At 59.3% G+C, this 26,341-nt stretch carries 15 protein-coding genes, 1 tRNA gene and 1 CRISPR repeat array (1 of these 17 cut by a window edge); of the genes, 11 read left to right on the top strand and 5 right to left on the bottom strand.

Annotated features, from left to right (window positions below; all coding sequences use genetic code 11):
* Window positions 1-303: 303 nt before the first annotated feature.
* The 6 genes from ADJ95_RS07785 (at window position 304) to ADJ95_RS07760 (ending at window position 11,463) form a co-directional block, all read left to right on the top strand.
* Window positions 304-1,368 (top strand): twin-arginine translocation signal domain-containing protein, encoded by a 1,065-nt coding sequence (locus ADJ95_RS07785; RefSeq protein ID WP_049334072.1) that lies wholly within the window; start codon window positions 304-306, stop codon window positions 1,366-1,368.
* A 398-nt stretch (window positions 1,369-1,766) separates the two neighbouring features.
* Window positions 1,767-3,599, top strand: coding sequence for an S-layer homology domain-containing protein (locus ADJ95_RS07780; protein ID WP_049334071.1), 1,833 nt, complete (start codon window positions 1,767-1,769; stop codon window positions 3,597-3,599).
* A gap of 323 nt (window positions 3,600-3,922) precedes the next feature.
* On the top strand, window positions 3,923-4,822 hold the full coding sequence (locus ADJ95_RS07775; RefSeq protein ID WP_049334070.1) for an S-layer homology domain-containing protein: 900 nt from the start codon (window positions 3,923-3,925) through the stop codon (window positions 4,820-4,822).
* 267 nt (window positions 4,823-5,089) lie between these two features.
* A complete protein-coding gene (locus tag ADJ95_RS07770) occupies window positions 5,090-7,201 on the top strand; it encodes an S-layer homology domain-containing protein (RefSeq protein ID WP_049334069.1) in 2,112 nt (703 codons plus the stop codon).
* Window positions 7,202-7,598: 397 nt separating this feature from the next.
* Window positions 7,599-9,548: an S-layer homology domain-containing protein gene (locus ADJ95_RS07765; RefSeq protein WP_049334068.1), complete on the top strand. Its 1,950-nt coding sequence runs from the start codon at window positions 7,599-7,601 to the stop codon at window positions 9,546-9,548.
* Window positions 9,549-9,840: 292 nt separating this feature from the next.
* Window positions 9,841-11,463, top strand: a complete 1,623-nt coding sequence (locus ADJ95_RS07760) for an S-layer homology domain-containing protein (protein ID WP_049334067.1) — start codon at window positions 9,841-9,843, stop codon at window positions 11,461-11,463.
* Between the two features lie 136 nt (window positions 11,464-11,599).
* On the opposite strand, the gene ADJ95_RS07755 is transcribed toward ADJ95_RS07760, so the two are convergent.
* Window positions 11,600-12,532 (bottom strand): Nif3-like dinuclear metal center hexameric protein, encoded by a 933-nt coding sequence (locus ADJ95_RS07755; RefSeq protein ID WP_049334066.1) that lies wholly within the window; start codon window positions 12,530-12,532, stop codon window positions 11,600-11,602.
* 129 nt (window positions 12,533-12,661) lie between these two features.
* Between ADJ95_RS07755 and msrA the strand changes: the two genes are divergently transcribed.
* The 4 genes from msrA to ADJ95_RS07735 all read left to right on the top strand — a co-directional run bounded on the left by msrA (window position 12,662) and on the right by ADJ95_RS07735 (window position 16,098).
* The gene (gene msrA / locus ADJ95_RS07750; protein ID WP_049334065.1) at window positions 12,662-13,183 is read left to right on the top strand and encodes a peptide-methionine (S)-S-oxide reductase MsrA; all 522 of its coding nucleotides are present in this window, start codon (window positions 12,662-12,664) and stop codon (window positions 13,181-13,183) included.
* 97 nt (window positions 13,184-13,280) lie between these two features.
* On the top strand, window positions 13,281-14,075 hold the full coding sequence (locus ADJ95_RS07745; RefSeq protein ID WP_342626561.1) for a DUF6318 family protein: 795 nt from the start codon (window positions 13,281-13,283) through the stop codon (window positions 14,073-14,075).
* Window positions 14,076-14,275: 200 nt separating this feature from the next.
* A complete protein-coding gene (locus tag ADJ95_RS07740) occupies window positions 14,276-15,106 on the top strand; it encodes a DUF6318 family protein (RefSeq protein WP_049334064.1) in 831 nt (276 codons plus the stop codon).
* 164 nt (window positions 15,107-15,270) lie between these two features.
* Window positions 15,271-16,098, top strand: a complete 828-nt coding sequence (locus tag ADJ95_RS07735) for a DUF6318 family protein (protein WP_049334063.1) — start codon at window positions 15,271-15,273, stop codon at window positions 16,096-16,098.
* A 216-nt stretch (window positions 16,099-16,314) separates the two neighbouring features.
* Here the strand turns inward: ADJ95_RS07735 and ADJ95_RS07730 are convergent.
* From ADJ95_RS07730 to ADJ95_RS07715, 4 genes are all read right to left on the bottom strand, one after another.
* A tRNA-Glu gene (locus ADJ95_RS07730) sits at window positions 16,315-16,390 on the bottom strand.
* Between the two features lie 249 nt (window positions 16,391-16,639).
* Window positions 16,640-18,841: an LPXTG cell wall anchor domain-containing protein gene (locus ADJ95_RS07725; RefSeq protein WP_049334062.1), complete on the bottom strand. Its 2,202-nt coding sequence runs from the start codon at window positions 18,839-18,841 to the stop codon at window positions 16,640-16,642.
* A 557-nt stretch (window positions 18,842-19,398) separates the two neighbouring features.
* Window positions 19,399-22,386 carry a DUF5074 domain-containing protein gene (locus tag ADJ95_RS07720; RefSeq protein ID WP_049334061.1) on the bottom strand — a complete coding sequence of 996 codons (2,988 nt, stop codon included), beginning with the start codon at window positions 22,384-22,386 and terminating at the stop codon, window positions 19,399-19,401.
* Between the two features lie 349 nt (window positions 22,387-22,735).
* Window positions 22,736-23,821, bottom strand: coding sequence for an S-layer homology domain-containing protein (locus tag ADJ95_RS07715; protein ID WP_049334060.1), 1,086 nt, complete (start codon window positions 23,819-23,821; stop codon window positions 22,736-22,738).
* 450 nt (window positions 23,822-24,271) lie between these two features.
* Between ADJ95_RS07715 and ADJ95_RS07710 the strand changes: the two genes are divergently transcribed.
* A complete protein-coding gene (locus tag ADJ95_RS07710; RefSeq protein ID WP_049334059.1) occupies window positions 24,272-25,003 on the top strand; it encodes a nicotinamide mononucleotide transporter family protein in 732 nt (243 codons plus the stop codon).
* Between the two features lie 159 nt (window positions 25,004-25,162).
* Window positions 25,163-26,341: a CRISPR direct-repeat array (repeat unit 29 nt; unit sequence CGGCTCATCCCCGCTCGCGCGGGGAACAT); it runs 1,475 nt beyond the window's last position.

Raw genomic sequence — 26,341 nt, 5'->3', positions numbered from 1 at the left:
GAGTCGCGGGAAATAACATTCTTTCTCCGTGATTTAGCATTTCCTCTCATCGACGCTTTCCTAATGCGCTCTACGGCAGAGGTATCACTCAGCGCACCGTTTTCTTTAACCATTCGATGTGTTTATAGTATTAATTAACCCCTCACCGAGAGGGATTGCATATTCACCTCGCGTTCTCTCGACTCAGCGCTATCGAAGCCCGGTACGTCCTGCACGCCGATAGGTCTCGCTCGGATTATGGCCGAGCTACAGGTCTAGCGGCGGTATAACAATTCATTCAGAAACACACCGATTGGACACGATATGTCTACCTCGTCATCTCGTCGCCTCTTCCTGAAGGGCACCGCCGCCCTCGGTATCGCCGGGGCGCTAGGAGCTGGCCAGCTCGCCCTGCAGGGTGCACAGGCCGCAACCCTGGACATTCAGAGCGTTCCTCTGGATTTGCAGGTCAATCAGGCAATGATTGATATCAGCGGATTTACCCTCTCCTACGAAGTTTCCGGTTTGCAACCGATCTTTGAAAACGGGCTATATACTCCCTATTTTGAAATCGGTAACTACACCGAGGATAAGGGATTTAAAGTATTCTATTTTATTTCCCTCGAGAAGAATCGTTTGGATACCGATAATGTGTACCGCCAGACGGTCATTCTTCCCACGGGTATGACGACCGGCCCGAAGGGAAAGTACGGTATTCGCCTTACCCTGCGCCCCTACAATAAGCAGTACACCATTCTGCGCACGATGGTTTCTGACGTTACCGTCAATACCGATTACGCGCGGACGCCTTTCATTATTGACCTGGAAGACGAAGATCCGTACTCCTACGACGTATACACCGTGTGCCAGCAGAAGATGATGCTCATCGACAAGAACCGCCGCATCTACCCTTACCGCGCGGCCACGCGCGGCGACCTTATGGATACGCTGTACCGCACGGTGGGTTCGCCCAAGGTAGTTCTCCCCGCAGTTTCGCCGTACCCGGATGTTTCGCCGAAGGACCCCCGGTACGCCGCCTACATCTGGGCCGTGCAGAAGGGACTGACGAGCGGCTGGTCCGACGGCAAGATGCATCCGGAGGCGGTGGCTCGCCGCACCACGATGGCCGCTTTCCTATATCGCTTCAACGAGGCGTACCCGGTCCTTACCGAAGGAACCCACCCCACTCCGGTGGTGCCTGCGGATATGCACCCCGGTTCTCCCTTCTTTAGGGAATCCGTGTGGTTGCATACGCGCGCGAATATCGACCCGAATTTCGCGTACAAGAGCGCGAATTTCTTCCCGGACCAGGAAGTCACCCGTGCGGAATGGGCGCGAGCTCTGATTATGCTGCACGCGGATACCCTGTGTGCCAATATGCGAGATTAAGGGCGGGTCGGGCCTCACCCGGCCTTTCCCTAATCTTTCTTCGCTAGATACCTAGTATTGCGATTGTTTATCAAACCCACCGCACGACGAGACTTATCAACTTTATATAGTTGATAATTTGGTTTTTATCGATTGTGCGGTGGGTTTTCTGCCCCGTTTGGAGCATGGAGCTTTGCCCGCGACTCAGTGTTTGTGCTTATCAGCACAATATTTAGGCATATTTTCCACCTCATGCACATAGTTTTTAAAGTTATACTTCAGCTTAAGATCAGCCTTCTGGTGTGAAACTTTTTCCAAGTCCACAACCGCCCCGATTACGGCAGGTCTTATCTATTTGCTACGGTGTTGATACGCACTTCCACACAATGCGTCACACCGATAAAACTGATTGGATACCAATGTCCTCACTTCAGAGCCATCCGCGTTTCGTATTCTCTAAGAATATGGTGAAGGGCGGTTGCGCCCTCACCCTTGCCGGCGCGATGCTCCTGCCTCTCTCCCCGGCCATGGCGGCCCCCACGGCGAATACCCCGGCAGTAGCCGGTGCCGTGCAGCAGGGAGAAGCACAGAACACGCAGCACCTGCAGGTCACCTCCGGCACCTTCGACATCCTCAAGGGCGGCACCATCACCGTTAACGGCTCCGGATTCTCCCCCGAGTTCGTGCACGATAAATCTTTCCGTCTTTACATCGTGCCCAAGGGTGAGAGCATCGCTTTCCCGCCGCATCACCCGCGCAGCTACCCCTACTACGCCCAGGACGTGCCCTCCACCGCCTTTGCTGCGGACGGCACCGTGAAGCTCACCGCATCGGTGGACGCCAACTTCTTTGAGGCAACAGGCTCCTCCTTCGACGTGGTGCTCGGCTACCGCGACTCCGACCAGGACGGTTGGATTCCGGCGGGCGAGACTCGCACCGAGTTGAAGGTTGCCGCCGTTCCCACGGTTTCGTCCCCGACCCTGAGCTACAGCGCTTCGACCGTGGATGCTTCGGCAAACACCTCGATCACCGTGAACGGCGCTGGATTCCAGGACATCTCCTACAACGGCAACGAGTCTCTGATTCTGGCCGTGCGCGCCGTTGACCCGGCCACCGGCAAGCCGACCGGCCCCGCGCTGGCCCAGTCCGAGGCAAAGTTCACCTACTACTCGGCCTTCTTCGGCCAGTACATGGGCTACGTTAACGGCCGCTTCAGCACGAACCTGAACATCCCCGCGGGCACCCTGAAGGCTGGCACTTCCTATGTGGTGCAGACCTTCGAGTACACCGTCCCGGAAGACAACGACCAGGCGAACGAGCAGGCCCTGAGCACCCAGGCATTCGTGCCGGTGACCGGCGTGAACGCCGTCCACGCAGACCCCTCGGTTACCCTGAGCACCGATTCGGTGGATCTGGGCTCTTCCACGACGGTTCGCGTGAAGGGCTCCCACCTCAATGTTCCGGCCGGTTCTTCGGTCCAGGTTCTCTTCTCCGCGGCCGAGGCTGACGGTCAGCCCACCGGCGACCCCATCCAGAAGGTTGTGCTCCCCGCCAACCGTGTGTCCCAGGGTGCCTTCGAGACTGCCCTGTCGATTGACGGAACCCAGCTCGAGGCCGATGGCCACTACGCGATCTTCGTGAACGTGGTATCGGCCAAGGGCGAGAGCAAGCGCGTCTCGGCCACCTACCTGAACCTGACCGGAACCTCGCCGCAGCAGAAGAACGGTTTTGCCGACGTTCCCTCCACCCACTCACTGTACAAGGCCGTGCAGTGGGCCAACGAGAAGAAGCTCCTGGACCCGCACGAGAAGACCTGGTTCGGGGCGAACGATAACGCGACCCGCGGCGACCTGACCGTTGCCCTGTACCGTCTGGCGGGTTCGCCGAAGGTCACCCTTCCCGCGACCAGCCCTTATAAGGACGTGAAGACCACCGACCCGAACTACTCTGCCTACATTTGGGCTCGTCAGAAGGGTATTACCTACGGTTGGGCCGACGGTAATTTCCACGCCGAGGCCGGTGTCTCGAACGCCACCGTGGCGGCCTTCCTGTACCGTTACGACGGCAAGAAGCGCGTGACCGTCACCCAGGCTCCGTACACGGACGTCAAGGTGGGTTCGGCGTTCTACCGCGAGATTACCTGGGCTAAGCAGCGTAATCTTCAGGTGTTCCCGGGCAGCAACTACTACCCCACGGCTCTGGCAAGCCGTGGCGAGCTGGCTGGGTTCCTGATGAACTACGCGGGCCGCTAAGGGCTGACAAGGCCTTCTTCTGCCGGGCGGATGCAGATGTTACCGAGAGGTGCGTCGCGCATCCGCCCGGCGGATTTTTGCGGGGGTGGAAGCCGTGCCGATCACCTGGCTCATCTCTCACCGTTGAGCCTATTTCCATAAAACCGCCCCGGCAGTATTCCAGCATGTCCAAGGCCTTTCAGCGGGTTGAGTTCGCATTTTGGGTCCTGCGGTTTTATGCTAGGTCTATTGCATATCCGTGCGCGTATTCCCCTTTTCCGGCGGGGAACACGCGGTAGCGCGGTACAAGAAACACACCGATACACCAACCACATCGAGGATTTATGTCCCGCAACGCGAAGCGTTCCGCTACGTCTAATTCTTCACCGAATCATCACGAGTCCGCGCAGGTTCTCAGCCCCGTCGATTCTACCGACGCATCCGCCGAGCAGCGGAAGAAGTCGACTTCCCGACGCCGCATTGAGCTGGGCGTGGGCGCGGTAATCCTTGCGGGTGTGCTGTACCTGCCGTTCTCTCCCCTTCTCTCGATGGCCGATCCCTCGCAGGCGAATACTCCGGCGGCAGATGCCACCGTCCCGACATCGGCCAGCCTTCATGCCTCCGCGGACGGTAGCCCCTCGCTAAGCCTCTCTTCCCCCGACACGAAGCTACACCGTCCGGTCATTGCCTCGCCCGATTACCAGCCCGCTTTCGAGGATGTACCCGAGGGTTCTGCCTACTACGATGGTGTGCGCTGGGCCGTGCGCGCGCAGGTGATGGACCCCGATTCCGAGACTCTCTTCGGCGCGGATAATACGGTGACACGAGACGAACTGATTCGCATCTTCTATCGTCTGGCGGGCTCGCCGTCCGTGACTCGGCCGGACCATTCCCCCTACGAGGATGTTGACGAGTCTGACCCGAATTACGACGCCTACCTGTGGGCGCGCGAACAGCAGATTACGAGCGGCTGGAATGATGGCAAGTTCCACCCGGAGGCACCCCTGTCAAACGCCTCGACCGTCGCCCTGTTGCACCGTGCTGACGGCTCCTCGAAGATTCAGCTGACGGGCACCTCACCGTTTAGTGATGTGACTTCCTCGACCCCCTTCTATCGCCAGATTGTGTGGGCGTCTCGCCGCGGCGTGTCTACCGTGTCCGAGGGCGACGCGTTCGCTCCAACGGAGCACACGTCGAAGGCACGCGTGGCGATGATGCTGTACCTGTACTTCCGCACGCTGTAGCCGATGGCCCACGGGGTCTTAGAGGTTGAAATAAAGGGAAACATTCAACTCATCATTGAGCGGGTCTGTGATTTCCGGTTGAGGGTTTGGTAGGGTGAAATCATCCCCGAAACCGACGGGGACAACCAACCAACCCATCGCACCCGCGTCCCCATACGCGCGGGGGTGCCTCACCGTTTTCGGTGCGGTATTCCGCAATGTTGCGCGCCGCTTCCCGCGGTACCGCACACCGCGGTGCGAGACACAATAGAACCGATAGGGATAATGATGTCTTCTCTGCCGAACTCTAAGGCCCCTTCTTCTTTTGCCCGTGCAGCACAAGGATGCGGTTCGCTGGTTCTCGCCGGTGCCATGGTGTTTCCCATGAGCCCGGCGCTGGCTCAGAATGTGACTGCGGAAGCACCCGCGGCCGTTGCCGCCGGCTCCCTGCCGGCTGACCACACCCCGAAGGCCGGCGGTGACCAGAAGGCTGAGACCAACGCCTTCACCCCGCACTGGAGCTACAGTGCCCTTACCGATACGTCCAAGGACCAGGATCTTCACTTCAACGGCTGGGACTTCAACGGCGATATTAACTCCCCCAAGGGCGTGCAGATTCTTATTCGTGAGAAGGGTTCGAACACCCCCGTCCTGGCTATCAGCGACATTGTCGAGTACAACGACCCCGAGTATGCGTTCCGGTACCAGCACGGGTACCTCATCGGCAACGTTAAGATTCCCGCTAACACCCTGGATTCGGCGAAGCAGTACACCGTCGAAGTGTGGGGCAACAACGGCTACGAGGGCAGCGACAAGCTCGTCACTCCCGTCGTGGGTCAGGCCCCCGAGGGCCGCGGCACTCTGTTGGCCTGGCAGGATCTGAATTTCAAGGGTTCGGACGGCGTTCAGGCCGCCAACCTGCCCACGGCTCAGGACAACGACAAGAAGCCCGAGCCGGATCCCAAGCCAGTGGAGCAGACCACCACTTTTGAGGCGTCCGTTCTCGACGGCTACAAGTACGATGGCGTGAACCCCTTCCTCATCACGACCGAGGGCGGCACCGTTCACGTGAAGGGTTCGGGCTACACCAAGGAGTGGCGTGCCCAGCACGGCACCGTGGCGCTGTACATTGCCCCCGCAAAATACGCGCCCTCCGGCTACAGGATTCCGACCTCGGATATGTTGCGTTTTGTGGAGGGGCAGGACTTTACCATTGCCGATGACGGCACCTTCGAGGCTGATCTGAAGGTTGAGGCGTACAAGCTTGCCGCCTACTACTTCATTGACGACGACATTTTCCATGATCCGACCGGCGGCACGAAATACGACGTCCGCTACAATATTCACGTAGTTGCTGAGCAGAAGGGCCAGAAGCCGCTGACCGCCCAGGAGCTGTGGACCAGCAAGAACGTAGTGAGCACTCGGGTGCTGAACACTCTGGGCGAGAAGCCGGAGCCGTTCGTGCCGCGCCTGAGCTACAACGCTGTGGCTGACTCTGCAAAGGCACAGGTTTTGCACGTTGGCGGTCAGGGGTTCAACGGCGATATCCACTCCGTTAAGGGCGTCCAGTTCGTGGTTCGTGAGAAGGGCTCGAACACCCCGGTTCTGGCAACCAGCGACATTATCGAGTTTGACCACCCCACCCAGGCTTCGGCTTACCGTGACGGCAACCTGAACGGTACCGTGAATCTTCCGGCAAACACCCTGGATGCTTCGAAGAAGTACGTGATTGAGGTCTGGGCTAACGACGGTTACAGCGAGAACGGCGAGCTGCTCGCGCCGGTTGTGGGCAAGTCCACCGAGGGTCGCGGCACCCTGCTCGCATGGCAGGACCTGGACCTGAACGGCACGAACGGTTATAGGGACGCCAACCTGCCCAAGGCCCAGGACAACGATAAGAAGCCTGACCCGGCACCGCAGCCGACCCCCAAGCCCGAGCCGAAGCCTCAGCCGACCCCGCAGCCCGACCAGAACCAGCATCAGAAGGCCACCCGCGGCGAGCTCACGGCTGCCCTCTACGTGCAGGCGGGTACCCCCGAGGTGAAGCTCCCCGAGACTTCCCCGTGGCCGGATGTGAAGACCACCGACCCGAACTTCCCCGCCTACGTGTGGGCCCGTCAGAAGGGCATCACCTTCGGCTGGTCGGACGGCAAGTTCCACGCTGACGCCGGCGTTTCGAACGCAACCGTTGCGGCCTTCACCTACCGCGCGGCGGGTTCGCCTGCGGTAACGGGAACCTCCTCCTACAAGGACGTGACCCCCGGTTCGGCCTTCTACCGTGAGATTCTGTGGGCTCAGCAGAACAAGGTGGTGCTGAACGCTAACGGCACTTTTGATGCTCAGCACATGGTGACCAAGGCTGAGCTGGCCACCCTGATCGCGGCATACCAGGCTCGCTAAGCGTCGCATCGGTGCGCTCGCGTCTCCCCTCGGGTTTTACCTTGAGGGCGCGTGCGGCGCATCGGATAGCTCGCTGGTTCCCCGTGCTCCCGAATGGTTTTCTGTTCGGGAGCACGGGGTTTTCTGTGCCCGTTTTCTGTACCCGTTGTTTGAACCATTTTTCTGCGCTCTTTTAAGTGCTTGCAGGGTCGTTGAGGCACAAAATTTCAGGACTTTTACTCGTCCCTTGAGCGTTCTCGGGACTTCTCATTGAGGGTTTGGTAGGGTGAGAATATCCCCGAAACCGACGGGGATACTCAACCACTTTCTCCTTGGGCCAGCGCAGATTCGACGGAAATTTCTCACCCCCATTTAGAACCTGCATCGGCGCAATGGACATGACCGATAAGGAATGTTTATGTCCGCTCTTCCGAACTCTAAGTCTTCTTTCCTCCGTGCGGCGCAGGGATGCGGCGCATTGGCGCTGGCCGGCGCGATGGTTCTGCCAATGTCTCCAGCGCTTGCCCAGAACGCTACTGCAGATACGACTGCAACTGCAGCGGCTAGTTCTCAGTCGGGTGATCGCGTCCGTGAGAACCCTGTTGCCACTTCTGATGAGTTCACTCCCCACTTGGGCTACCACTCGTTGAAGAACACTGATGAGGACCAGGTTCTGGAATTCTCGGGTTGGGGTTTCGGCGGCGAGATTAACTCCCCGAAGGGTGTTCAGGTTGTTGTGCGAGAGGTGGGTTTGAACGCCTCGGTTCTGGTGGTTAGCGACATCATTGAATATAACCACAAGGAGCTGGCTTTCGCTTACCAGGACGGCTACATCCACGGTACGGTGAAGATTCCGGCGAACACCCTGGATAAGTCAAAGGATTATGTTATCGAGGTGTGGGGTAACAACGGCTACGAGGGCGACGAGTTTATTACCCCCGTCGTGGGTCAGGCGCCCGAGAGTCGCGGTACCCTGCTGGCTACCCAGGAGCTGGACTTCGATGGCTCTGACGGCACGACGGCTGCGGATATTCCGGGTAAGACCCCGCAGAAAGCTACGTTCAAGTTTTCGTACGACAACAAGGAACAGCTGCTGTACACCTCCGAGGGCGGCACCATCCACGTGAAGGGTTGGGGCTACACCAAGGAGTGGCGTGAGAAGCATGGCAAGGTAGTGGTTTACATTGTTGCTTCTCAGGGTGTTCCTGACGGCGCTGATGTTCTGCCCGCCAATGATGTTCTACTCCGTTTTGAGGAGGGCAAGGACTTCACCATTGCTGAAAACGGCGTCTTGGACGCTCAGCTGACGGTCAAGCCCGATGCGTTGCAGAGCTACTACAAGCCTCGCGCTCCTTTCCTCGGCATTCCGCGTTACGAGAAGCGTTACGAGGTGAGTTACGAGATTGGTATGTTTACCGAGATGCAGGGTGAGCCCCAGCTGGCTGTGGAGGACCTGCAGGCTGGTAAGAACGTGCTGTATCGTACTGTGCTGGACACTCAGGCGTTCCGCTCCAGCGCGTTTGCCCCCAAGGTGGAGTACAAGGCTCTGGGTGACACCGCCGCTGATCAGAGCATTTACTTTTTGGGTACCGGCTTCTACGGTAAGTTTGCCTCCTCCGGGGGTGTTCAGTATGTGATTCGTGAGAAGGGTTCGAACACCCCGGTTCTGGCGACGAGTGACATCTTTTGGTATAACCGCTATCACCATTTTTCTGAGTTCGAGAACGGCGAGGTACGCGGCGTCGTGAAGGTGCCGGCGAGTACTCTGGACCCGGCGAAGAAGTACGTCGTGGAGGTTTGGAGTAACGACGGCTATAAGAACGGCGAGTTTGCCGGCCCTGTGGTGGGCAAGGCGCCCGAGGGCCGCAGTACCCTACTGGCTTCTCAAGACCTGAACTTCAAGGGATCTGACGCTACTGAGGGTAAGCAGCCCAGCCTGACCGATGAGCAGCGCAAGGAGCGCGCTACCCGCGGCGAGCTGACAGCGGCTTTGTACGCTCAGGCTGGTAGTCCCAAGGTGGACCTCCCCGAGACCTCTCCCTGGCCGGATGTGAAGACCACCGACCCGAACTATGCCGCCTACATTTGGGCTCGCCAGAAGGGCATTACCTTCGGCTGGGCTGACGGTAAGTTCCATGCGGATGCCGGAATTTCGAACGCTACCGTTGCGGCATTCACCTACCGTGCCGCTGGATCCCCCACCGCGCAGTACTGGTCCCCGTACACCGATGTGGCCCCGGGTTCTGCGTTCTTCCGTGAGATTGCGTGGGCTGGGCAGAACAAGGTTGCACTGAGTACCAGCGGCACGTTCAACCCCAAGCACATGGTGACTCGCGGTGAGCTGGAGGTTCTGATGATGGCTTTCTAGGCTCGCTCAGCGTAGCCGCCTGAATGACCCCGTGCTCCCGAATGGTTTTCTGTTCGGGAGCACGGGGTTCAGCTTTTATCAGCTAACTGCTGTGTGAGATTTCCAAGAACCTTCAAGTATCCCTTGAGTGTTTCCTGACAATCGTTCAACGCTTTGATAGGGTGAGGATATCCCCGAAACCGAGGGGGATTTTCAACCACTTTTCTCATAGGGCACGCGCAGATTCGACGGTAGATTCCCGGCCTGCAGCTAAGCTCGCACAGCCCCGGAGAAATGACCCTAAGGATGTCTCATGTCCTCGCTTCCGGACTCTAAGTCTTCATTCTTCCACGCGGCTCGGAACTGCAGCGCGCTCGTACTGGCGAGCGCAATGGTCCTGCCGATGACCCCGGTGCTGGCCCAGGACGCTGCACCCACCGCAAACGCGCCCGTTGCTAACGCACCGGCTGCCAATACCCCTGCAACTCAGGATGTCGCGGATGAGCCGTCTTTCACCGTTACGTATGAGGATTACTACTACCAGGACGGCCGCGACTACATCGGGCAAGAGGGCGACGGCCTGTACACCGGTGAGGACAGTAAAATTACGGTTCTGGGCACCGGCTTCACCAAGGAGTGGCGCAAGCAGCACGGCAAGGTAGTCATCTATATCGCACCCGAGGAGAACGTCCCCTATAACGCTCTGCAGATTACCGACACTCTTCTGCGGTTCGAAGAGGGCAAGGACTTCACCATTGACGATGACGGCACCTTTGTCACCCCGCTGAAGGTTGAGGCTAATACTTTGCCGAGTTACTACACCCTCACGGAGTATTTCCCGGATATGACCCTGGACAAGGTGCGTTACGAGGTTGGCATCCTTGCCGAGCCCGAGGGCCAGCCGCAGTCAACCGTTCAGGATATCTGGGCTCGCAAGAACGTTGTGACGCATCACGGTCTGAGCACCAATGATTATCACTCCGATACCTTCGCACCTAAGTTGAAATACGATGCTCTGAAGGACCCCACGAAGGATCAGGAACTGCTGATTCAGGGGCAGGGCTTCGTGGGGAATAACATCCCCGGCGCCGAGGGCATGATGTACGTCATCCGCGAGAAGGGTACGGGTTCCCCCGTCCTGGTCATGAGCGAGATGAAGCATTACATCCACGGCGATGATGAGTACGAGAGGAGCCTGGAGGGAGGCTTCGCATTCGTGAACCTCAAGATTCCCGCGAACACGCTGGATCCGTCCAAGCAGTACGTCATTGAGGCGTGGAGCGACTACGGCTATGTCAGCCAGACGGATAAGACCCTCATCACCCCGATTGTGGGTTTGGCCCCGGAGCACCGCGGCGTTCTTTTGGCACACCAGGACTTGAAGTTTGAGGGCGTCCCGCGTTTCACGAACGCATACGTTCCCGTAGAGGAACGCATGTACTTCTCGACGTCGCTGAACGACGAGGAACAGAAGCAGCCTGCCACCCGCGGTGAGCTGGCTTCCGCCCTTTATGAGATGAAGGGCAGCCCCAAGGTGGACCTTCCTGCAGTCTCCCCGTGGCCGGATGTGAAGACGGACGATCCGAACTACGCCGCCTACATTTGGGCTCGTGAAAAGGGCGTTACTTTCGGCGGACCTGACGGAAAATTCCACGCGGAGGACGGTCTCACGAATGCAACCGTTGCCGCAATGATTTACCGTGCGTCTGGTTCACCGGAAGTATCAGGTGTTTCGTCATTCCCGGATGTTACGCCGGATTCCGCATTCTATCGTGAGATTCTGTGGGCTACCCAGCAGAATGTTATTACTCCCGAGACCGGCATGTTTGAACCGAACCATGCTGTGACCCGCATTGAGTTGGAGTGGATGTTGTTTTATTACCGGCATCGTGTGCTGAACCCTATCACTACCGGCCTGTATCGCATTGCTAACTAAGTAGGCCAGGTAACTAAGTAGGCCTGGCCGGTTCTAGCCCGGGTACCTCGTCACAACAGACGGGGTGCCCGGGCTCTTACGCGCTGAGGGAATCCGCGCGGGTTCTTCTAGAGTTCTCGCCCCTAGAATTCTCGCCCTAGAGTTCCCACGCGGGGGCTGCGGCGGTGCTTGCCGAGTGCGCGTCCTGACCGGTTGCCACGCCGGTGGAGACGGTGAAGTCCCACGGGTCACTGTTGAGTGCAGACAGCTTCGTTTCGATGGTGAAACCGCGCTCAGCGAGCAGGGCACACAGGCGGTTTGCCGCCGAACGCAACCACAGCGATTCGCTGGCGGCGTGGGAGCAGTCAATCAGGGCGATGTTGCTGCCGTCAACTCGTGCTGTTTCGCGGAATTCGCTGGCGGGGTGGTGGCGCAGGTCGGCGGTAATGTACACCTGCGCGTCGGTGGCGCGCACAGCGTCGAAGAGAGAGTCACCAGCACCACCGCAGAGGGCGACGCGGCGGATCGGCTGGTCGGCGCGTCCGGCGATGCGCAGGCCACCGGCGGTTGCGGGCAGTGCCGCTGCGAGGCGTTCTGCAAGCTCCTTGAGGGTGATTTCTTCGGGCAGAGTGCCGAGGCGGCCGGTGCCTACCGCGTGTTCCTGCCCGTCGAGCACCTGGGTTTGCGCTTCGGTGAGCGGTTCACGGTCGATGAGGCCGATGGCGTCACAGAGCGCCTCGTTCACGCCCTCGACGGCGGCATCGGCGTTAGTGTGGGCGCCGAGCAGGCCGCATCCACCCTCGATGAGGGTGTGGAGGACCTCACCCTTGTAGGTGCTGTCGGGGATGAACTTTGCGCCGCGCAGCAGTAGCGGGTGGTGGGTGATGAGCAGCTGGACACCTTCGGCTACGGCTTCCTCGGCGGTGGCGGCGAGCGCGTCCACGGCGAAGAGCACGGTGCGTACGGGGGCGGCGGCGCGACCCGCGACGAGACCGGAGGCGTCCCAGCCGGCGGCAAGCTGCGGCGGGAAGAGCGTATGGAAGGCGTCGACGACGTCTGCGAGGGTGGGGGTTGCGAGTTCTTCAGTCATACCTCTATTGTGGCAGGTGGCGCGGCGAGGCATGTGGCGGTTTACGCCAAAGCCTGCAGTAGCGCAGGAATATTATGCGGCTCGGCGGTGTTCTTCAGATAGTGTGGTTTTATAGTTCAAGGAGAGATTATGGCTGAAATTGTTCTTGCCGGTGGATGCTTCTGGTGCCTGGACGCCGTCTATCGCCAGTTCCGCGGCGTTGAGTCCAGCGTGTGCGGCTACACGGGCGGCGATACTCCCGACCCTGATTATCGTTCGGTGTGTTCGGGTGCGACCGGGCATCAGGAGGCGCTGAAGCTCAGCTTTGACCCGCAGGTCATTGACCTGGATACGGTGCTGGATATTTTCTTCACGAGCCACGATCCGACCAGCTGGGATCGTCAGGGTGCGGATACCGGTTCGCAGTACCGTTCGGTGCTTTTCTACGCGGATGAGCAGCAGCGTGAGGCGTTTGAGCGTGCGGTGGCGCGTGCTCAGCAGCTGTACTCCTCCCCCATTGTTACGCAGATTAAGCCCCTGAGCGTGTTCTATGAGGCTGAGGATTATCACCAGAACTACTATGCGCTCAATCCGGCGCAGGGGTATTGCACATTTGTGGTGAGCCCCAAGGTGGCCAAGGCTCGCCGCGCTTTCTCGCAGCTGCTCCGTTAGAACGGTTTTGTGACGGACGGTGAGTGGGATGAACGGGTAGCCCGGGTATGATGATTACAGTAGCTCACTCAGCTCTGATGAATTCTACCGAGAGGCTATGATGAACAGCCCTTTCCCTGTTTCTTCCATTGTGACCCGTCGCGCCGCCCTGCTGGCCGCCGGTGCTGGTGCCGCCGTGACGCTGAGCGCCTGTGCCCAGTCCGTGCATCCGCTGTCGAAGTCTTCCGAGTCGGCTTCTGAATCCGCCTCGGCAAGTGAGTCCGCGTCTTCCAGCGCATCGGCCTCTGCTTCTTCTAGCGCCTCGGCCTCTTCCAGCGCTTCTGCGTCTTCGAACAAGTCCTACAAGGGCCCCTTGAAGTTCGATAACTACGAGAAGAACGGCACCTACGTTCCGGCCACCGAAACCGAAAAGGCCAAGAACGTGCCGAAGCCCCTCCCCCCGGAGCACATGAATGATCGGAGCCCCGAGGGAATCTACGAGTTTACGGGCTTCTGGCTGGCTTCCATCAACTACCTGATGCTCACCGGCGATTCTGAGCCGCTCAAGAAGGCTGATCCCGCCGATGTGTACGTTAAGCAGTTTAACGAGTACGTTCAGCTGTACCAGGACTACGATGGTTGGGCTTACGGTGCCGATACCCTGATGGAGATGAGCCTTTTGGCGGATCTTCCCCGTCAGAGCACCAAGAACCCCAACCAGTACACGTGGAGTGCCAACCTCACCTTCAACCAGGATTTGAAGGCTCACGTAGACGGTTCTGCTCCCCACAAGATTGCCAAGAGCGAGGGCGGCCGCACGTATGTTGGTGTGGAGTATAAGAATGGTGTCTGGGTAATGCTCACCGGTCACGAGGATGAGGCTTCCGCATCGGCTTCTTCGGCATCGGCATAACTTCCTCTCTCCCCTCCCCCGTACGCACTATTGTGGTTGTGTGCGGGGGACTTTGTGTTTTCGGGATTTCGTGTTTAAGCGCCTGTCCGGCGGCGTATTTCATACATGACGCACGATGACGGGGCCTTCAGCAAGGACAGGTATGATAGGAGCGGTGGCTCACTCAACTTCCGATAATCTACAAACTTCGAAAGGCTACGATGACCGGCCCTTCTTCCGCCCCCGTTACCCGACGCACCGCGCTATTTATCACCGGCGCTACGGCTACCGTCGCGCTGAGCGCCTGCGCTCCGAAGGTACGCCCCCTAGCTGATTCCTCTGCCTCGGGCTCGTCTTCTTCGTCTCCGTCGGCGGCTTCCTCGTCTAGTGCGTCTGCTTCTTCGAAGGCATCCGCTTCGGCTTCTTCGGGTAAGTCCTACAAGGGTCCCCTGAAGTTCGATAACTACGAGAAGAACGGCACCTACGTTCCGGCCACCGAAACCGAAAAGGCCAAGAACGTGCCGAAGCCCCTCCCCCCGAGCAACATGCACGACCCGTCGGTCGATGGTATCTACTCTTTCCTCGGCTACTGGATTTCGTCGATTAATTATTTGTTGCTTACCGGCGACTCCGAACCGCTGAGCAAGTCCGATCAGGATTATGTGGAGATTTTCCAGCGTTTCTCCACCATGTACCAGGACAAGTCCGGTTGGATGTACGGTTCTGATGCTCCGATGGGCATCTCGCTTTCCACCGATACTCCTACCCAGAAGTCCTCGGGCTCTAACCCGCGATACCGTTGGAATGGTCGTTTGCTTCTCGATCAGAATCTGAAGATTTATCTGCAGGGTAGGGGCTCCAACACCGCCTTTACCGCGGAGAGCCACGACATCTACATCGATATGACCTACAGGTCTGGCGGCTGGACCGTTATCACCAAAGATACGAGCGACGACGACAGCGGTAGCTCCGGAAGCTCCAGCAGTTCCCCCTCCCCCAGTTCCAAGAGCCCGAAGAGCGGCAGTGGGAAGAGCGGCGGACTCAACGTCTAGTCAGCCTCCCGACGGTGCACCTCTATCGGCGGATGCTTTAGCGCCTAGTGTGCGAGCATCCGCCGCATTTTTTGCACTATCGGATCTTCATATTGGGTTGAGAACCAGCCTGCGATATTCTGGTTTTAACTGTTCATGCACGTACATTACTCAGAAAGATTCTTATGTCTACTCTGTACACCCGCCGTACCGCGCTAACTGCGTTGGGTATGGGGGCCGCTACCCTGCTGGCCGCTTGCTCTTCTAACTCTTCCGAGTCGTCTTCCTCGCCGAGTGCGACTACCGCATCTTCGAGCGCAAGCACGACTCCTTCCGCCTCCGTCGCTCCCGCTCCGGAGGCGACGACCACCGTTGAGCCCGGACCCAGCCTGAAGGGCGAGGTCGTTCTGGCCGATTACTCCTCGACCGGTACCTTTGAGGCCGGTACGAAGGAGCACAAGGCTCAGAACGTTCCGGTTCCCCTGGAGCCCGCGAAGCTGCGTGAGAACAGCGTTGAGGGCCTGCACGCGTTCATTGCGTACTGGCAGGCCACCCTGAACTACCTGTTGCTCACCGGCGACGGTGCCCGCTTCACGAACATTGACCACACGGGTGACTACACCACGGTGGCCGAGCTATTCCAGAGCATGTACGCCTCTGATAGCGGCTGGGTGGTTGGTTCGGAGCGCCCTCTGGTCTTCTCACTGACCGCGGATCGCCCCACGAAGGACACTCGCACCGGTTACTACACCTGGGCTACCGAGATGACGATTGATACCGCCGAGGGTGCTGGCGTGTACAGCAAGACCAACGACCGCACCCAGACCCTGGCTGATGTGTTCAAGTACCAGGGTAAGCCGGTGGCCGGCCAGGTTGTGGCTCATTACCAGGACGGCACCTGGCGTATGGTGCGCCGTACTCCCGGTACCGCTTCGCCTTCGCCGGCTGCTTCGGTGAGCCCGAGCGCTTCTGCGGAGGCTACTACCGCTTCTGCTGAGGCCTCGGCGCAGTAGATTCAACAGGCGCAGTAAAGTTTCTACGCCCTATACCGCTGAGAAGCCACATGTGTTTCGAGAAGCCACCATGTTTGTTGCTTTTCGAAACACATGTGGCTTCTCGCTTTTAGTCTTTGAGAGGCTCACGGCGGCACCGCAAAGCCAGAGAGTTCTAACGAATACAGATATAAACAAAGAAGCCCTTCATCCGAAGATGAAGAGCTTCTTTCCTAGTGGTGACCCCAACCGGATTTGAACCGGTGTTGCCGCCGTGAGAGGGCGGAGTACTAGGCCGCTATACGATGGGGCCGTGAGATTTACATCTCTTTTATCAGGTCTCCCTGACAACACATACTACTATACAGAGATTCTATGAAACGACCAAATCGAAATTAAGTGAAATGTCACACATTATCCAATGTTGGTTTCTGCCGTCACAACAGATATTGCCGACCGCTTCCCCAACCCGCATCAGCGCCCCCATACAGATGCGCCCCGCACACTCGGTACGGGGCGCATCCGGAAGGACCGATAAGAACCGGTCAGATACCGTTACAGGCTAGGACTTACGGCGACGCAGCACCACCAGGGTGGCGCCGGCAATCAGGACGAAAGCGCCCACGGCAGCCAGGCTCAGAACGCTCTGTGCGCCGGTCTTAGCCAGCGAACCGCTCTGGGTCGAGGACTTCGTCGCGGAGGCATTTACCTGAGCGTTAGAGCCCTTTGACTGAGAGGAGGACTGAGACGAGGAAGAAGAGTTCGAGGCCGGCTGCGACGAAGAGCTCTTCTTCGCGGGAGTCTTCACGGTGGAACCCATCTGCTCCTGTGCGGCAGGGGCGTTCGAGTCAGCAGTCTTGGACTGAGCGTTATCCTGCTGCTGGGCGGCAGGCGACTCTGCAGGCTGGCTCGGCTTGCTCGAGTCATCCGAGGTGGCGCGGTTATCAGCCTTATCCGCGTCTTCCTGAACGTCGTTAACAATCAGCGCACGAGCCGAATCGTAGTCGCGATTCATGGCAACGTCGGAACCGGCAGTCACGGTGCCGAGCAGGTAGCCCTGGCCGTACTTCAAGGTGTTTGCCGGTACGCGCAGGGTGCCGCTGAAGGAGTACTTACCGGTCTTCTCGTTGTACACGAAGTCGCTGGCCGGAATAACCGTGGAGATCTTCTGGATGTTCTGCAGCTCGCTGTCGGTCAGCTTGTCGTTGCCGGGAAGCCACTCGCCGTCCTTAACCAGGAAGAGGCGAATACCCTCGGCCGGGGGCTTATCAAAATCAGCGCCGGTGACGTGGAAGGTGTAGGGGCGAGTGATGTCAATCGTGCCCTCCGCGAAGTTCAGGGTGGGGCCGATAATCACGGGCAGCGCTTCCTTCGGGTAACCCTGGAAGGCCAGCTTGGAAGGAACAATCGTTGCGGGCGAGGTGAATTCGCCGTCGGCAAGCTCGATGTGGAACTTCATGATGGAGTTCGGCTTGAGAACCTCGCGGGTGGAGGGGATGGTCTTGCCATCGCGGCCAACCCGAGCCTTGGACATGTAGTTGTCGGTGGTCGAACCGTCGCCGGTCTTCGGGTCGAGAACGTAAGGCACGGAGGCGGTTGCACCCTCAATGTCCTGCTTGTCCACGGCCACAACGGAGCCGTCGTCGGCGAGGGTCAGGTCGTTAGCCTTGCCGCCGTTCATCTCGACCTCGCCAATCACGCGGTCGGTCTTGGCATCAAAGATGGCAATCTTACCGGTGCCGAAATCGGAGACGTACACGAGGTCGCGCTCTTCATCGTTGACCATGGCCAGGGCCTGGGTGCCGAACTTGACGAACTTCTTGAACGCACCGGTCTTCAGGTCGTACACCGAGATGCCGGAGTTAACGCCCTTCACACCCTGAGAGGATACGTAGATTTCATTCTGGGAGTGATCGATGGACACATCGGAGGGGCGAACCTCAACCGAAGAGTCCTCGCCCCGGGTCTGGATGACCTGCTCGGTCTTCAGGGTCTTGGTGTTAATCACGAAGAGCTTGCCGCTGGTGCGCTCGGGCACATACAGCTTGTCGCCGTCGATAGCCACGTTCATGCCGATGTAGCGGGTGCCGCCGTCGGGTGCACCCTGCAGCTGAATCTTGGTGACCTCGAAGGTTTTCATGTCGATAGCCGAGACGTAGTAGCGGCCGGTCACGAACACCTTGCCCGATGCGTTATCCACGCGAACCTCGCGGGGGTGCTCAATCCAGTTCGGATCGGCCTGGGACATGCCGTGACTGGTCCAGATCTGCTCCATGGTCTCCTGGTCGAACACGGAGAGGGAGTTGTCGGTCGTGTTGGTGACCCACACGGTACCGTTGGCATCATCGACGGTAATACCGTACGCAGAAACGTAGCCGAACTGGCCGTTTGCGTCATATTCGAAGGGAAGGACCGCTACTTCTTCAATCTTCATGGTGTCTGCATCGACACGCGCGATGGTGGAGGCCAGGTTGCTACTGCCACCCACGCCAACCATCCAGATCTTGTGGTGCGCCTGCGAGTAGGCCACCTGGTACTGACCGGGCAGGCCCTGAGTAATCTGGGCGGTGGATGCGGAGACATCCACGACGCGGCTTTCAGTGCTTTCTGCGTCGGAGGAGGAAGCGGACTGGGTCGTGGTCGGTTGCGCGGTGTTCTGCGCTGCGAAGGAGGCAGGAATCATGGACGCGCCGGAAATGGCGAGCGCGAGGGAGCCAGCAACGATACCCTTCAGCGCCTTACCCGAAGGAGGAGTGAGGTTCAATGTGTGTCCTTGTAGAGATGTAACGGAAGTACTCCACTGCCGCGTCGAGGTGCTAACGAGACACCTCGTGAGCGTGCGGTGACACGCTCAACGACAGCGGGAGCAGAAGCGCAAGTAATGCATAAATTTACCTACCCTCTTATCCTCAGTGTTTTCCCAGGAAAATACAAGCTATGTCGAGGGTGTGTTCAATATTTTTGGGCGCATCCCGCGAATTTACCTTGAGCATCACGTGAACGTTGAACCCTTAGAGGGAGATTTACCTTCCCCGGGAGGCAAAAACCCTGGTCAGCCTGATATTCATTAGCTCTTATATTTACACATTAATGTAAAAATTTGCTTCACCCGGTACATTATTCCGATGCACTATTCTTCCCTCAACGACATCACTTTTCCGTTCGTGCGAACGCACCCAATAGCACGCAAAAGGCGGGCCCCTCCCCCGCCGCAATCTCGACGATTGCGGCGGGGCCGGGAGCCCGCCTCACGCAGCAGCTCGGAACGGTCGCTAACCGCTGCTATTCACCGCCTCCTTATGGCAAGTCGGCGGTTACAGCTTAGGCCTTGCGACGGCGAACCAGGATGGCTGCGCCACCCAGCAGGGCAACCGAACCCACGGCCAGCAGGCCGGCCACGCCGTTCGCACCGGTGCTGGCCAGAGCACCCTTCGAGGAGCCACCCTCGCGCTGAGCCTGCGAGGAACCGGAAAGGTCGGCCTTCACGCCATCCTTGGAGGGGTTCAGCTCGTCCCGAGAACCGCTCTTGCTATCGGTCTTTGCATCGGACTTCGCAGTATCCTTCGCGTCGGTGACCGAATCGGCCGACTGCGAGGGAGCGGGGGTCGAAGAGTTGTCCTTCTTAGCGTCCTCAGACTTCGGGTCAGTCGGCTTCGACTCATCGGCCTTCACACCGGTCACCGTCGGGTAGCCCGCGAACTGCAGGGCGGTCGGGGTGAGGGTCACGGGAGCCACGCTCTCGTCGGTGTCCTTCAGACCAACCTTGAACTTCAGAATCGAGTTGGCCTTCAGCTGCTGAACCGATGCGGGCACGTCGTTACCCTGGCGATCCTTGCCGGGCAGGGTGGTGTACTCGCTGGCGGTGCTAATCTCTCCGGTGGTGCCGTTGAGCACGTAGGGCAGGGTGACCTTATCGTCGCGGTCCTTCTTGTCGAGGACCAGCACGGAGCCGTCCTTGAGCAGGGTCACGTCGTTCGCGGCGGCGCCGTTCATCTCGACCTCGCCAATCACCTCGTCGGCGCGGCCATCGAAGACCGCCACCTTACCGGTGCCGAAGTCGGTCACGTACACCAGGTCGCTATCCTCATCGTGCTCCAGGGCGAGCGCCTGGGTGCCGAACTTGACGAACTTCTTGAACTCGCCGGTGCGCAGGTCGTACACGGAAATACCGGAATTGACGCCCTTCACGCCCTGGGAGGAGACGTAGATTTCGCCCAGGGAACGGTCCACTGCAACGTCGGAGGGGCGAACCTCAACCGTGGAGTCCTCACCCTGAGTCTGGATGGTCTTCTCAACCTTGAAGGTCTTGGCGTCCACGACGAAGAGCTTACCGCCGGTACGCTCGGGAACGTACAGCTTGCCGCCGTCCAGGAACAGGTTCATGCTGATGTAGCGGGTGCCATTATCAGGCGCGCCCTCGAGCTGAATCTTTTCAACCTGCTTGGTCTTCAGGTCGATTGCGGAGACGAAGAAGCGGCCGGTCACGAACGCTTTACCGGACTCGTGGTCGACGAGCACAGAACGGGGGTGCTCAATCCAGTTCGGGTCGCCCTCCTTCACGCCCTCGTTGGTCCAGATGAGCTTGAGGGTCTGCTGATCGTACACTGCCACGGAGTTGTCGGTGGTGTTGGTGACCCAGACGGTGCCGTCCACGTCATCGACGGTCACGCCGTACGCAGAGGTGTAGCCGTACTGGCCCTTGTCGTTCTGCTTGACGGGCAGCTCGGCGAAGGCCTCGGTCTGCAGGGTGTCTGCATCCACGCGTGCCAGGGAGGAAGCAAGATTGCCTCGCGCACCCACGGTGGGCACGAAGAGCTTGTGGTTCTTCTTGGAGTAGCCAACCTGGAACTGACCGGGCAGGCCCTGAATGATATTTGCGACGCTACCGGATGCATCCACGGTGCGGTGTGCCTCGGTGGAGGGGGTGGTGGTGTCGGTTGCCTTGGTGGTCTTGGTGGCGGTTGCCGGGTAGCCCTGGAACTCGCGGGTTTCGGGGGTGACCTGCTTGACCTCGGAGTTGTCGCCCGCGGTTGCGGTGACCTTGAACTTCAGGATGGAGTTCGCCTGAATCTCGGAGGTCTTGGCGGGAACCTCGTTGCCCTGCTTGTCCTTAGAAGGCTTGCTGGTGACCTTGTCCGAGGTGCTGACGGTGCCGGTGGTGCCATCGAGCACGTAGGGCACGGTTGCGGTTGCGCCAGCCTGCTTGTCCACAGCGACCACGGAGCCGTTGGGCAGCACAACCAGGTCGTTTGCCTTGCCGCCGTTCATGGCGACCTCGGCGATCAGCTTGTCTGCTGCGCCGCCGTCAATCACGCCGACCTTGCCGGTGCCAAAGTCAGAGACATACACCAGGTCGTTCGCCTCGTCGTTGTCCAGTGCGAGTGCCTGGGTGCCGACCGGGATGAACTTCTTGAACTCGTGGGTGGTCGCATCGTAGATGGACACGCCGGAGTTCACACCCTTCACGCCCTGGGAGGAGACGTAGATTTCGTTCTGGGAGTGGTCAATCGCGATGTCGGAGGGGCGAACCTCACCCTCAGCGTTACCCTTGGTGTCGAAGGTGCTTTCCACCTTGAAGGTCTTGGTGTCGACGACGAAAATCTTACCGCCGGTACGCTCGGGAACGTACAGCTTACCTCCGTCAACCAGGATGTTCATGCTGATGTAGCGGGTGCCGCCGTCGGGTGCGCCCTCGAGCTGGATCTTCTCAACCTGCTTGGTCTTCAGGTCGATAGCGGAGACGAAGAAGCGGCCGGTGACGAACGCCTTACCGGACTCGTGGTCGACGAGCACAGAACGGGGGTGCTCAATCCAGTTCGGATCGGTCTCTGCAATACCGGCGGTGGTCCAGGTCTGCTGCAGGGTTTCCTGGTCATACACGGAAATGGAGTTGTCGGTGGTGTTGGTGACCCATACGGTGCCGTCCACGTCGTCAACGGTGATGCCGTAGGCCGCATCGTACTGGTAGCCCTTGTCGTTCTTGACGATAGGCAGCTCGGCGACGGCCTCAATCTTCAGGGAGTTCGCGTCAATGCGGGCGATGGTGGAGACGTGCTTGTCGCGGTCCGCGGTGCCCGCAACCCAAATCTTGTTGGTCTTCTTGGAGTAAGCGACCTGGAACTGACCGGGCAGGCCCTGGGTAATCTTCGCCATGGCCTTGTCTGCAATGGTGCGAGCGTCGCTGCTCTGGCTTGCCGCCGGGGCGGGGTCCGCAGCGAACGATGCGGGGATGGTGGCAACGCCCGAGATTGCCAGTGCCAGCGAGCCAACGGCGAGGCCCTTGAATACCTTGCTCGATGCGAGGTTCATATGTATGTCCTTTATCGTGTGGGTGGCGTGTGAAGGGGTGCCTCTCCCCTGTTTGAGGGGCGGTGAGGCGCCGTGTTTTTCTGCCTTATGCGGCGGGTGTTTCGTGCACCCACAAGGAGTGAACTAGCCTTCACACAGTATTAAGTAAGGCAATCATTAATTTACCTTCTAGGTAATACTTACTTAGCTCCTAGGTTTTTGCAAGATTTCAGGTATATATGACGCAAAAATTTCACGTGCCAGGCACAGCCTGTCGCTAAACCCGCACAACAAAACCCCCGCCTCCAGCAAAAGCCAGAAGACGGGGGTTTCACGCTACCCAGCGCGCAACGCCAGGGATAGCTAAAAATTAGGAGACATACGAGAAATCGGGGAACAGCAAGTTCTGCAGCTTGTAGCGGCGAATGAAGCGAGCCAGCTCCGCGCGGGTCGTCGGGGCGGTCGGCTTGAACTCACCCGAAGAGTCCAGCACGATATCGTTCGCGCCAGCCCACGCAACGTAACGGTGCAGCGGACCCGCACCCAGCACATCGCGGAAACGGGAGCCCAAGGCATCCTCCAGCTCGGAGAGCTGCACCTCGGTGTTGTACTGGTACAGCACCGCCGCCAGCTCCTCGTGCGAGATCGGGGCAGTCGGGTCGATGCGCTCGCCGCTAGCGATCGGTTCAGCAATCTTGCGGTCGCGCGCCCAGTGCAGGGCGTTCGCGGCGGGGCGGTCTACCGCATCCGCGTAGGGTGCGACTTCCGAGTTCTCGCTCACGCCGGGACGACCCGCCGCACGGTTGAGCAGGGCGATGACCTCTTCGCGGGTGACGGCGCGGTCCGGCTCGAAGGCGCCGGTCTGCGGGTTGGGCAGCAGCCACTTCTTCTGGTTGGCCACGCGAATGTCGTCGGCGTAGGGGTGGTTGCCGGGCACGTCTTCAAAGGAGGTCTTCAGGATCTTGGTTTCGACCACGGGGATGCGTGCGGCGACCTGGTGGGCGATTTCCTGCCCCCAGGGGTCGGTGCAGATATCCAGCTGCAGGGCGTGGTCCACACCCTCGGGCTGAATGAGTTCGATGGGGAACTGGTCGCTACCACTGAAGGTGTCTTCGTCACCGTTGAATTCGGGGGTGAGCGGCCAGGAGCGCAGGGTTTCGAAGGAGTTGTCGCGCACGTAGCCGTGGCGCACGGTCAGGGTGGTGCCTTCGGTGAGGAGTTCGCGCAGGCCGTGCGCGGTGTAGCTGACGGTCATTCCGTCTTCGGTGATGGTGGCGCGCTGGATGGTGAGGCGCGGACCCTTGGTCTCCTCGGCGGCGGCCGGGGACTCGGCGGTCTTGGGGGCTTCATCTGCGTTTGCAGCCTGGGCCTGCAGTGCGAGGGCGCCTGCTGCGGTGGCGGCGGAGGCACCCTTCAGGAAGAATCGTCGTGAGAGTCGATTGTTGAGGAAAGGCATGATTGTCCTATTCACTTGTCGTTTGAGTTGAGTGAGCTACGGGTGGCAGGAGGCGCGGCAATAGCGTGTGCGGTGAGTGAGGCCGATACGCGATTCCCTGTTGAGCGTGAGTGAGACGCGGAGGGTGAGTGCCGGGCGGATGCGCAGTGAGTGAGACCGGCGTGGTTCCTGACCCAGCTATCAAGAATACCTTAAGGTTCGAGTTTATTCGAGGGTTTGGCGAATTATGTGACGCTAGGGGGCGTGAGAATCATCAACCCGCCTCCCCGATTCAACCCGCAAGCCCCGAATCAATCTACAGCCCCTCAAAAGTGAATCGCGTTACAAATAGCACCGGTTTGGTGTGTTTTTGGCATGTCTCTAGGCTCGAGAGTTATAGTTATTACAACCTTATCACCGTTGCGGTACCACTCAACGGCGAGCTAACACACCCATCCCAAAGGAGCTTTCGTGGATAAGGCACTTATCTTCTTCGCCAAGTCGCGTTACGCCGACCTCTTCGGCGTGGCACTGGTTATTGCCATCGCTATCGGGTCTGGATACCTGAACACCAACCTCGCCAAGTACGTTGACTGGGGCCCGATGACGAGCCTCATCCCCCTCGGCGTTATTTCAGTGATTAACGTGGGCATTTCAATGATGTCCACCCGCCTGACCGGCCGCCTCTCGAACATCGGTAACGTGCTCGGCATTATTAACACGGCGCTGTCTGGAACGATTGATTACATTCTGGGTAACAAGGCAGCGATCATCACCTACCCGGTGACTTTTATCGTGTACACCTTCGCGATTCGCAGGTGGCAGAACTCCGAGCGTGGCAAGGCCATGGAACCGCCGACCGGCGCGAAGGGTCGGCTGATTATCGCCGGCATTGTGGCGGGTTCGTTCGCGTTCTCACTGCTTGCGAACTATATTGGCTACGGCGGCAAGACCTCGTTCCTGTTCTGGATTACGACCGTTGTGTTTGGCCTCTCCCTGTCAGCAAACATTCTGAACGCGTTGAAGCTGACGATGCAGTGGCAGTTCTGGGCCCTGTACAACACCGTGCAGTGCGTGAAGGCACTGACTCAGGGTAACTTCGCGAATGTCGGCAAGTACATTTTCTACATCATCAACAGCGTGGCGGCGTTCCTGCTGTGGACCCGCAACGGCACCGCGGCCAAGGAGGCGGCGGTGGCGTAAGGGGTGGGTCCCTTAGCGTTCTAGTGCTGACCTTTCTACTCGCTAACACATGAGGAGGCCCCTCGACCTGTAGCTTAATGCTGCGGGTCGAGGGGCCTTACCTATGCCCCGCGAGTGCGGGGAATACGTTGAGCATCTTTCATTATTGCCCTTGATATAGGACTCATCCCCGCTACTGCGGGGAACATCTGGACGCAGCCCAAGACTTTGAGGCCGCCCAAGGCTCATCCCCGCTCGCGCGGGGAACATTCCGAAGCCGCCGTACCAGTCATGCCAAACATCGGCTCATCCCCGCTCTCACAGGGAACATTCGTTCATATCCTTCATCTTATCGTCCCACTTCGGCTCATCCCCGCTACTGCGGAGAACACAAAACGACACCGCACGCACGCTTCGTCCCTCAGACTCATCCCCGCTCGCACGGGGAGCATCAGGGTCACAAGGCAGACGGAAGCCCCGACGCCGGCTCATCCCCGCTCGCGCGGGGACTATACGCGGTTTGAAATCACCAGGTGGTCGTGCAAGGGCTCATCCCCGCTCGCGCGGGGAACATTCCTCCAAGCTTGCGAGAAAGAACGGGAACGGCGGCTCATCCCCGCTCGCGCGGGGAACATTCCTTGGGTTTGTGGTTTGTCCGGCTGTTTGCCGGCTCATCCCCGCTCGCGCGGGGAACATATGTTCAGGGTGTGCGGGCAGGTCGGTAACTTAGGCTCATCCCCGCTCGCGCGGGGAACATGTGGGCGCCTGAGTCGGCTACCGTGGAGGCGCCGGCTCATCCCCGCTCGCGCGGGGAACATTGCCGACGGACGCAAGACTAACGCCGTGCTGTAGGCTCATCCCCGCTCGCGCGGGGAACATCCTGGGCCGGTAACACCTCTGGAAATGCTTTCCGGCTCATCCCCGCTCGCGCGGGGAACATGTGCGTGATTTTGGACACTATCGACCCGTTGGCGGCTCATCCCCGCTCGCGCGGGGAACATTGTCGGCTGGGCGCGCGTGCTGACGGGTCGCTAGGCTCATCCCCGCTCGCGCGGGGAACATTCCTGCGCGGCTAAGATAGCAAGCTCCCTCTTCGGCTCATCCCCGCTCGCGCGGGGAACATTCGACGGAATTTCTTCGGTATTCCGCTGGTTGCGGCTCATCCCCGCTCGCGCGGGGAACATCGGAAAACGGAGCCGATAACGTCGATAGTGCCCGGCTCATCCCCGCTCGCGCGGGGAACATTCGTGGGTCAGGGCGCATGATGGAGAGAGGAGCGGCTCATCCCCGCTCGCGCGGGGAACATCCATTGGGGAGCTGGTACAGGACCTTTTCAGGCGGCTCATCCCCGCTCGCGCG

The organism is Rothia mucilaginosa, from assembly GCF_001061665.1.
Taxonomy (GTDB): Bacteria; Actinomycetota; Actinomycetes; order Actinomycetales; family Micrococcaceae; genus Rothia; species Rothia mucilaginosa_A.
The sequence above is the reverse complement of the archived record's forward strand: the minus strand, read 5'-3'. Positions and strand labels throughout refer to the sequence as shown.

Bases quoted from the DNA above. Each gene is read 5' to 3' on its own strand.
- ADJ95_RS07785 (WP_049334072.1), top strand. From the start codon at position 304: ATGTCTACCTCGTCATCTCGTCGCCTCTTCCTGAAGGGCACCGCCGCC.
- ADJ95_RS07780 (WP_049334071.1), top strand. From the start codon at position 1,767: ATGTCCTCACTTCAGAGCCATCCGCGTTTCGTATTCTCTAAGAATATG.
- ADJ95_RS07775 (WP_049334070.1), top strand. From the start codon at position 3,923: ATGTCCCGCAACGCGAAGCGTTCCGCTACGTCTAATTCTTCACCGAAT.
- ADJ95_RS07770 (WP_049334069.1), top strand. From the start codon at position 5,090: ATGTCTTCTCTGCCGAACTCTAAGGCCCCTTCTTCTTTTGCCCGTGCA.
- ADJ95_RS07765 (WP_049334068.1), top strand. From the start codon at position 7,599: ATGTCCGCTCTTCCGAACTCTAAGTCTTCTTTCCTCCGTGCGGCGCAG.
- ADJ95_RS07760 (WP_049334067.1), top strand. From the start codon at position 9,841: ATGTCCTCGCTTCCGGACTCTAAGTCTTCATTCTTCCACGCGGCTCGG.
- ADJ95_RS07755 (WP_049334066.1), bottom strand. From the start codon at position 12,532: ATGACTGAAGAACTCGCAACCCCCACCCTCGCAGACGTCGTCGACGCC.
- msrA (WP_049334065.1), top strand. From the start codon at position 12,662: ATGGCTGAAATTGTTCTTGCCGGTGGATGCTTCTGGTGCCTGGACGCC.
- ADJ95_RS07745 (WP_342626561.1), top strand. From the start codon at position 13,281: ATGATGAACAGCCCTTTCCCTGTTTCTTCCATTGTGACCCGTCGCGCC.
- ADJ95_RS07740 (WP_049334064.1), top strand. From the start codon at position 14,276: ATGACCGGCCCTTCTTCCGCCCCCGTTACCCGACGCACCGCGCTATTT.
- ADJ95_RS07735 (WP_049334063.1), top strand. From the start codon at position 15,271: ATGTCTACTCTGTACACCCGCCGTACCGCGCTAACTGCGTTGGGTATG.
- ADJ95_RS07720 (WP_049334061.1), bottom strand. From the start codon at position 22,386: ATGAACCTCGCATCGAGCAAGGTATTCAAGGGCCTCGCCGTTGGCTCG.
- ADJ95_RS07715 (WP_049334060.1), bottom strand. From the start codon at position 23,821: ATGCCTTTCCTCAACAATCGACTCTCACGACGATTCTTCCTGAAGGGT.